The organism is uncultured Novosphingobium sp. (genome assembly GCF_964277725.1).
Lineage (GTDB): Bacteria > Pseudomonadota > Alphaproteobacteria > Sphingomonadales > Sphingomonadaceae > Novosphingobium > Novosphingobium fluoreni.
Map to the genome: position 1 here is coordinate 1 of NZ_CAXYKL010000225.1, position 7,053 is coordinate 7,053.

General features: G+C 66.1%; 7 protein-coding genes. 6 read left to right on the top strand and 1 reads right to left on the bottom strand.

The genetic code is table 11. From position 1 onward, the window contains the following. The 6 genes from ACHWRX_RS12830 to ACHWRX_RS12855 all read left to right on the top strand — a co-directional run. A partial coding sequence (locus ACHWRX_RS12830) for a (2Fe-2S)-binding protein (protein WP_394659482.1) occupies nt 1-1,008 on the top strand: 1,008 nt, incomplete at its 5' end. A gap of 5 nt (nt 1,009-1,013) precedes the next feature. Then, nucleotides 1,014-1,349 carry a nitrite reductase small subunit NirD gene (nirD, locus tag ACHWRX_RS12835; RefSeq protein WP_394659483.1) on the top strand — a complete coding sequence of 112 codons (336 nt, stop codon included), beginning with the start codon at nt 1,014-1,016 and terminating at the stop codon, nt 1,347-1,349. Then, complete coding sequence (locus ACHWRX_RS12840; RefSeq protein ID WP_394659484.1) at nt 1,349-3,961, top strand: molybdopterin-dependent oxidoreductase; 2,613 nt, start codon at nt 1,349-1,351, stop codon at nt 3,959-3,961. Before nirD ends, ACHWRX_RS12840 begins: the two co-directional genes overlap by 1 nt. Then, complete coding sequence (gene cobA / locus ACHWRX_RS12845; protein ID WP_394659485.1) at nt 3,948-4,775, top strand: uroporphyrinogen-III C-methyltransferase; 828 nt, start codon at nt 3,948-3,950, stop codon at nt 4,773-4,775. The genes ACHWRX_RS12840 and cobA overlap by 14 nt, the downstream gene beginning before the upstream one ends. Nucleotides 4,776-4,797: 22 nt before the next feature. Further along, entirely contained in the window at nt 4,798-5,139 is a 342-nt protein-coding gene (locus ACHWRX_RS12850) for a DUF2322 family protein (RefSeq protein WP_394659486.1), read from the top strand. A 125-nt stretch (nt 5,140-5,264) separates the two neighbouring features. After that, on the top strand, nt 5,265-6,056 hold the full coding sequence (locus ACHWRX_RS12855; protein ID WP_394659487.1) for an SDR family NAD(P)-dependent oxidoreductase: 792 nt from the start codon (nt 5,265-5,267) through the stop codon (nt 6,054-6,056). 50 nt (nt 6,057-6,106) lie between these two features. Here ACHWRX_RS12855 and ACHWRX_RS12860 read toward each other — a convergent pair whose 3' ends face one another. Continuing rightward, nucleotides 6,107-6,979, bottom strand: a complete 873-nt coding sequence (locus ACHWRX_RS12860; protein WP_394659488.1) for an OmpA family protein — start codon at nt 6,977-6,979, stop codon at nt 6,107-6,109. Nucleotides 6,980-7,053: the final 74 nt, after the last annotated feature.

The following is a 7,053-nucleotide window of genomic DNA, read 5'->3' on the forward strand; positions in this document are numbered from 1 at the left end:
CCCAAGACGATGTGCAAATGCACCAGCTTCACCCACGACGATGTGCGGCGCGAGATCGTGGCGCAAGGCATGCGCTCTATCCCCGATGTCATGCAGCGGCTGCACTGGTCCACCCCGGACGGCTGCTCGTCCTGCCGCCCGGCGCTGAATTACTATCTGCTGTGTGCGCTGCCAGGTGAGTACGTGGATGATCAGCAGAGCCGCTTCGTCAACGAACGCATGCATGCCAACATCCAGAAGGACGGCACCTATTCCGTGGTCCCGCGCATGTGGGGCGGCCTAACCAACCCGCGCGAATTGCGCGCCATCGCCGACGTGGTGGAAAAGTACAACGCGCCGATGGTGAAGGTGACGGGCGGCCAGCGCCTCGACATCTTCGGGATCAAGGGTGAGGACTTGCCCGCCGTGTGGGCAGACCTCAACGCCGCGGGAATGGTCTCGGGCCATGCTTACGGCAAGTCGCTGCGCACCGTGAAGACCTGCGTGGGATCGGACTGGTGCCGCTTCGGCACGCAGGATTCCACCGGCCTTGGCGTCAAGATCGAGCGGATGACCTGGGGCTCGTGGATGCCGCACAAGTTCAAGATCGCCGCTTCGGGCTGCCCACGCAATTGCGCCGAGGCGACGATCAAGGACTTCGGCGTCGTCTGCGTCGACAGCGGTTACGAACTGCACATCGGCGGCAACGGCGGCATCCATGTGCGCGTCACCGATCTGCTGTGCAAGGTGGCGACGGAACAGGAAGCGCTGGATTACTGCGCGGCCTTCACCCAGCTCTATCGCGAGGAAGCCCGCTATCTGGAACGCACCGCGCCCTGGGTGGAGCGGGTCGGCCTGGACTATGTGAAAAGCCGGATCGTAGAGGATGACGTCGGCCGCGAGGCGCTGCGCGGTCGCTTCCTCTATTCGCAAAGCTTTTCGCAGGACGATCCCTGGGCCGAACGGGCCGCCGGATCACACGCCCAGCTGCACCAGCCGCTCGCCCCCCTCGCTATTGCTGCGGAGTGATCATCATGATTGACTGGATCGACATCGGCACCCTGGCCGACATTCCCCAGCGGGGCGCGCGCACGGTGAAGCTGGAAGGGGAGAAGGAAATCGCCGTGTTCCGCACCGGCGACGATCAGATATTCGCGCTGATCAACGAATGCCCGCACAAGAAGGGCCCGCTCGGCCAGGGCATCGTCCATGGCCACGCCGTCGCCTGTCCGCTGCACAACTGGAACATCGCGCTCAAGACCGGCGAGGCGCAGGGAGAGGACAAGGGCTGCACGCCGACGATCGCGGTGAAGCAGGAGCACGGCCGCATCCTGATCGCGCGGCCTGAAACGCTGCAGGCCGCTGCCTGATGCGCCAGCCGATCCGCACCACCTGCGCCTACTGCGGCGTCGGCTGCGGCATCTCCGCCACGCCGACCGGCCCGCGCACGGTGGAGATCAAAGGGGACGAGGCCCACCCCGCCAATCGCGGGCGCCTGTGCTCCAAGGGCACGCACCTGGGCGAAACCGTCGAGTTGACCGGCCGCCTGCTCCACCCGATGATCGGCACCAAGCGGGTCGGCTGGGACAAGGCCCTGGATCTTGTCGCCAAGCGCTTTGCCGACACCATCGCGCGCCACGGACCCGATAGCGTGGCCTTCTACGTCTCGGGCCAATTGCTGACCGAGGACTACTACGTCGCCAACAAGCTGATGAAGGGCTTCATCGGCTCGGCCAACATCGACACCAATTCACGCCTCTGCATGTCCAGCGCGGTAGCCGGGCATAACCGCGCTTTCGGTGAAGACATCGTTCCCGCCAGCTACGACGATCTGGACGCTGCGGACCTGATCGTGCTGGTCGGCTCCAACACCGCGTGGTGCCACCCGATCGTCTATCAGCGCATCCAGGCCGCCCGCGCCGAACGCGGCACGAAGCTGGTGGTGATCGATCCGCGCCGCACGGAAACCTGCGAGGGCGCAGACCTGCATCTGCCATTGAAGCCCGGCACCGACGTCGCCTTGATGAACGGCCTGCTCGCCTGGATGGATGCGCAGGGCCTCACCGATCGCGGCTACCTGGATGCGCATTTACAAACGCCGGACGGGTTCTGGGAAAAGTTGGCGCAGGGCCACGATCTGTGGACCACGGCGAAGACTTGCGACGTATCGCCCGCCCAGCTCCAGCAGTTCTTCGAACTGTTCGCCGCCACCCCGCGCACCGTCACGCTGTTCAGCCAGGGCGTCAACCAGTCGATCCGCGGCACCGATCAGGTAAACGCGATCATCAACCTCCATCTCGCCACCGGCCGGATCGGCAAGCCCGGCGCCGCGCCCTTCTCCATCACCGGCCAGCCCAATGCGATGGGTGGACGCGAAGTCGGCGGCTTGGCCTCCACCCTTGCGGCGCACATGGATTTCGCGCCGGAGAACGTGGCGCGCATCGGCCGGTTCTGGGCCGCCCCCACCATGGCGAGCAAGCCCGGGCTCAAGGCGGTCGACCTGTTTCGCGCCATCGGCGAACGGCGGATCAAGGCGCTGTGGGTGATGGCGACCAACCCCGCCGTCTCGCTGCCGGACGCCGCCCGCGTGCGCGAGGCGCTGGAGCGTTGCCCCTTCGTCGTGGTCTCCGACGTGATGGCCGCAACCGATACCGGCGCCTATGCTCATGTCCGCCTGCCCGCCGCCGCCTGGGGTGAGAAGGACGGCACCGTTACCAACTCAGACCGCACGATCAGCCGCCAGCGCCCCTTTATGGCTCTGCCGGAACAGGCGAAGCCAGACTGGTGGATCATCAAGGAAGTGGCGCAGCGCATGGGCTGGCGCAGCGCTTTTGCATATCAGCGCCCCGCCGATATCTGGCGCGAGCATGCCCGCCTTACCGCCTATCAGAACGGTGGGCAGCGCCTGCTCGATCTGGGCGATCACGCCACCATCGGCAACGATGCCTATGAAGCGATGGAGCCATTCCGCTGGGGCGGGCAGCACCCCTTCGCCGATGGTCGCTTCAGCACGCCAGACCGCAGGGCCCGGCTGGTCCCCGTTACCCAGATGGACGTGCAGGCCCCGCTCCACGCCTGGCCGCTGACGCTCAACACCGGGCGCTATCGCGATCAGTGGCACACGATGACGCGCACCGGCCTGTCCGCCAAGCTGGCCCGCCACCGCGAAGAGCCGCTGGTGGAAGTCCACCCCACCGATGCCCTGACCCTGGGCTTGGCGGCAGGCGATCTGGCCCGCGTAACCACCGCGCAAGGCGACAGCGTGTTCCGCGTGGCGCTGAGTGACGGCCAGCGGCCCGGTGACATCTTCACTCCCATCCACTGGACGGACCAGACCTCCACCGGCGGGCGCACCGGGATGCTCCCTCGGCCGCTGGTCGATCCCCACTCGGGCCAGCCCGGTTTCAAGTCCACGCCCGCGCGGCTGAGCAAAGTCGCGACCGAGTGGCAGGGCTTCTTGATCCTGCGCGAACCGGTTCAGGCCAAGCCCGCGTGCCTGTGGGCCACGCGGGTCACGGTGCCGGGCGGGGCGCTGTTCGAAGTAGCGGGCGACGGCGATCAGGCGCGTCTCGAAGCGTGCCTGCCAAAGGGTGAGCGGGTGGAGGCGGTTGACCCCGCACGCGGGACTCGCCGAGTGGCGATCATCGTCGAGGGGCGGCTGGCGGGCGTTCTCATCGTGACGCGCACGGGGTTGCTCCCGTCTCGCGATTGGCTGATCGGACAATTGGCGGCCAGCGACGTCGGCCCCGCCGTTCTCGCCGCGCGCGGCCCCGGCAACCAGCCCGACAAGGGCGCGACGATATGCGCCTGCTTCGATATCGGCCTCAATCAGATCGTCGCCGCCATCCGCCAGCAGCACCTGGTGGACGTGCCCGCGATCGGCCAGGCGCTGGGCGCGGGCACCAATTGCGGTTCGTGCCGCCCCGCGCTGGCCGCCATCCTTATGCAGACACCTCAGGAAGTTCTCGATGCAGCCGAATGAACTGGCGAGTGAACTCATCGCACCGGGCGAAGTCTGGCTGGTCGGGGCTGGACCGGGCGATCCCGACCTGCTGACCCGAAAGGCGGAAAAGCTGATCGCAGCGGCGGAGGTGGTGTTCACCGATGCATTGGTCGGCCCTGGCGTCCTCGCGCTGATCCCAGATCATGCCGAGCAGGTCAGCGTCGGCAAGCGCTCCGGCCGCCACTCCAAGGATCAGCGCACGATCGACCAGTTGCTGGTGGAAGCCGCGCTGGCAGGCCGCCGTGTCGTGCGGCTGAAAGGGGGCGACCCGGCGATGTTCGCCCGCGCCGCCGAGGAGATCGCGGCGCTCCAGGCCGTCGGCGTGCGGGCACGGATCTGCCCCGGCATCACCGCCGCCAGCGCCGCTGCGGCCTCTGCCGGGATCTCGCTTTCGCTGCGAGGGATCGCGGCACGCGTGCAGTTCATCACCGCGCATAGCCGCCGGGGGCAAGCGCTCGATCTGGACTGGACCGCCCTCGCCGACCCTGCCTGCACCCTTGCCGTCTACATGGGCCGGGACGCCGCGCCTGAACTAAGCCGCCAGTTGATGGCCGCCGGGCTGCCGGGTGCCACGCCGGTGCTGATCACGTGCGACGCCTCGCTTCCGCAGGAGCGGCGCCTGCGCACCCGGCTGGACCTGCTGCCAATCGTCGTGCGCGGTTTTGCAGGCGACCGGCCGACCCTGATCCTGATCGGTGAAGCCATCGCCGCAGCCGATCATGCCATAGCGGCGCAGGCCATGGAGCCAATGCGTGGCCAGACGGCGGCAGCGGTGCTAGGCGGCCGGGCCTAAACGTCCGCCCGGAGACACCAGGATGCCCCAGAAGATCGAACCTGCCGCCACGCTGAAGGAAAACGTCCAGTTGCTGCCTTCCGTCGAGGGTGTGGAGCGGATCGAGCTTGCCGATGGCGCCGGGCAAATCATCGGCACGATCATGCATGTTCCCGGCAAGACCGCGTCGCTGGCCGTCTATCAGTATCTTGCCCAGCTGTTCCCGGCGCTGGACCGCGACGCGGCGGAATATGGCCTGGCCCTATACGCCCAGTTCGTTGCCGAAGCGCGCGAGACGCCCGGGGCTCATCCCAATATAGACCACTTGCTGGCCGTCGTGGACGGCGCACCAACGCTGACAATCAGTGTGGTTCGGTCTAGTTAAGGGCGCGCGCGCCTGAACTATCAGGCCTCTGATCGATACTCCCGGCGGGTTGCCGCAATGAGCTACTCCTTTCACCACTTCCGAAGAAACCGGGTGAAACCCGACCGTGGGAATAGGAGAGGTTTATGCGCGCACTTGAAGGCATGGTTGCCGTCGTCGTCGGGGCAGCGAACGGGATCGGCCGAGCCACGGCGCTCATGCTGGCCGAACGGGGCGCCGATCTAGTTCTGGGTGATCTGGCGGTTGACGGTAGCCTGGAAGAATGTGCCGCCGCCATTCAAGCAATTGGCGGGACTGCCATCACCGTCGCGGTCGACCATACCGATGAGGCGCAAGTCAAAAACCTGATGACCGAAGCCATCGCCCGGTTCGGAAAGATCAATATCCTGGTCAATAACGCTGCGGGCACAAGCCCGGCGTTCCAGGCTCACGATCGCGATGTGGCCACCATGGATGTCGCCCACTGGGACAAGTCCATGGCGGTCAACCTGCGCGGCCCGATGTTGACGTGCAAGCATGCGATCCCGCACATGATCGCGGCGGGCTACGGTGCGATCGTCAACACCGGCTCTGGCGTGGTGTTTCGCGGAGATTCGGTCCGCGCGGCCTATTCGGCATCGAAGATCGGCCTGCACAGCCTGACGATGGATGTGGCAACCGCCTACGGGAAGCAGAACGTGCGCTGCAATCTCGTGTCACCCGGGCTGATCCTGACGGAAGGACTGAAGAAAGTGCTCACGCCCGACCAGATCGATGTTCTGGCAGGCCAGAATCTGACGCCGTTCGTCGGCGCTGCAGAGGATATCGCGCAAGTGACCTGCTTCCTGGTTTCGCCCGCGGCACGCTACCTTACCGGCCAGATCATCCCGGTCGACGGTGGCCTGCATGTCCACCAGTGCGTCATCGGCCAAGGCTAAGCCCCGCCTAAACGAACGAGGGGCGGGCCTTGGCCCACCCCTCGCTGGCATCAGATCCCGTCGAGGCCCTTGCTGACCAGGACGTTCACCGCGACGCGGCGGTTCTGCGCCTTGCCCTCAGGCGTATCGTTGCTGGCCGCAGGGTCCGCCTTGGCCATGCCGGTGGGGGTCAGCATGCGGTAGGGCTTCCAGTGGCAGGCCTGCTGCAGATAGTTGACCACGCGGGACGCGCGCTTCTCGCTCAGCTCCTGGTTGTAATCGTCATCGCCCGTGGAGTCGGTGTAGCCGACCACCAGCAGCAAGGCGTTGTCCATTGCCTCGGCCTGAGAGGCGATCTTGCACAAGTCCGCCTTGCCCTGCTCGGACAAGTTGGACTTGGCGACGTCGAAGTTGACGTTGGTGGTGCTCTTGATGTTGTACTTGTCGATATCGGCCATGCGTCCGCGCAGCGCCTCGGTGGCGGCGGCCTGCTCGCCAAAGCGCTGGTCGGTGCCGTTGTAGATCATCTGCGCGGTCTTCAGGTCCTTGCTCTTCAGCTCGACCTGGCTGGCGATCAGATCGCCACCGCCCTGCATCGTCTTGACGCTGACGGGCAGGCCGTTGAGCAGCGAGGTGGCGGCCAGGCGATCGCGATTGAGGCTGAGGAAGCCGCCGCTGGAAGTGATCTTGGTGCCATCGTTGATGGTCACCACGGTCTTGGCGCCATCCTTGGTGGTCACCTGCATGCGATCCCCGCTGCGACCCGAGATGATACCGTCGATCTCCGGGCCCTTCGTCATCTGTACGGGCGCGCTGGTATCGCTGACGCTGCCGGTCAGCGAACCGTCAGACTGGTCCTGCTGGGCATAGACGCTGGCGGGCGCGCCGCCGAGCAGCATGGCGGCAAGCACTAGTGAAGTGGAACTCTTGGATATGACAGTCATGGCGTTACTCCCTTGAAACGCGAACGGTCGGGGTTCTGCAACGACGCAGCAGCTTCCAAGTGCCGCGCCATCAT

Excerpts from the sequence above, each read along its gene's own strand:
- ACHWRX_RS12860 (WP_394659488.1), bottom strand. The coding sequence starts at position 6,979 with ATGACTGTCATATCCAAGAGTTCCACTTCACTAGTGCTTGCCGCCATG.
- ACHWRX_RS12855 (WP_394659487.1), top strand. The coding sequence starts at position 5,265 with ATGCGCGCACTTGAAGGCATGGTTGCCGTCGTCGTCGGGGCAGCGAAC.
- nirD (WP_394659483.1), top strand. The coding sequence starts at position 1,014 with ATGATTGACTGGATCGACATCGGCACCCTGGCCGACATTCCCCAGCGG.
- cobA (WP_394659485.1), top strand. The coding sequence starts at position 3,948 with ATGCAGCCGAATGAACTGGCGAGTGAACTCATCGCACCGGGCGAAGTC.
- ACHWRX_RS12850 (WP_394659486.1), top strand. The coding sequence starts at position 4,798 with ATGCCCCAGAAGATCGAACCTGCCGCCACGCTGAAGGAAAACGTCCAG.
- ACHWRX_RS12840 (WP_394659484.1), top strand. The coding sequence starts at position 1,349 with ATGCGCCAGCCGATCCGCACCACCTGCGCCTACTGCGGCGTCGGCTGC.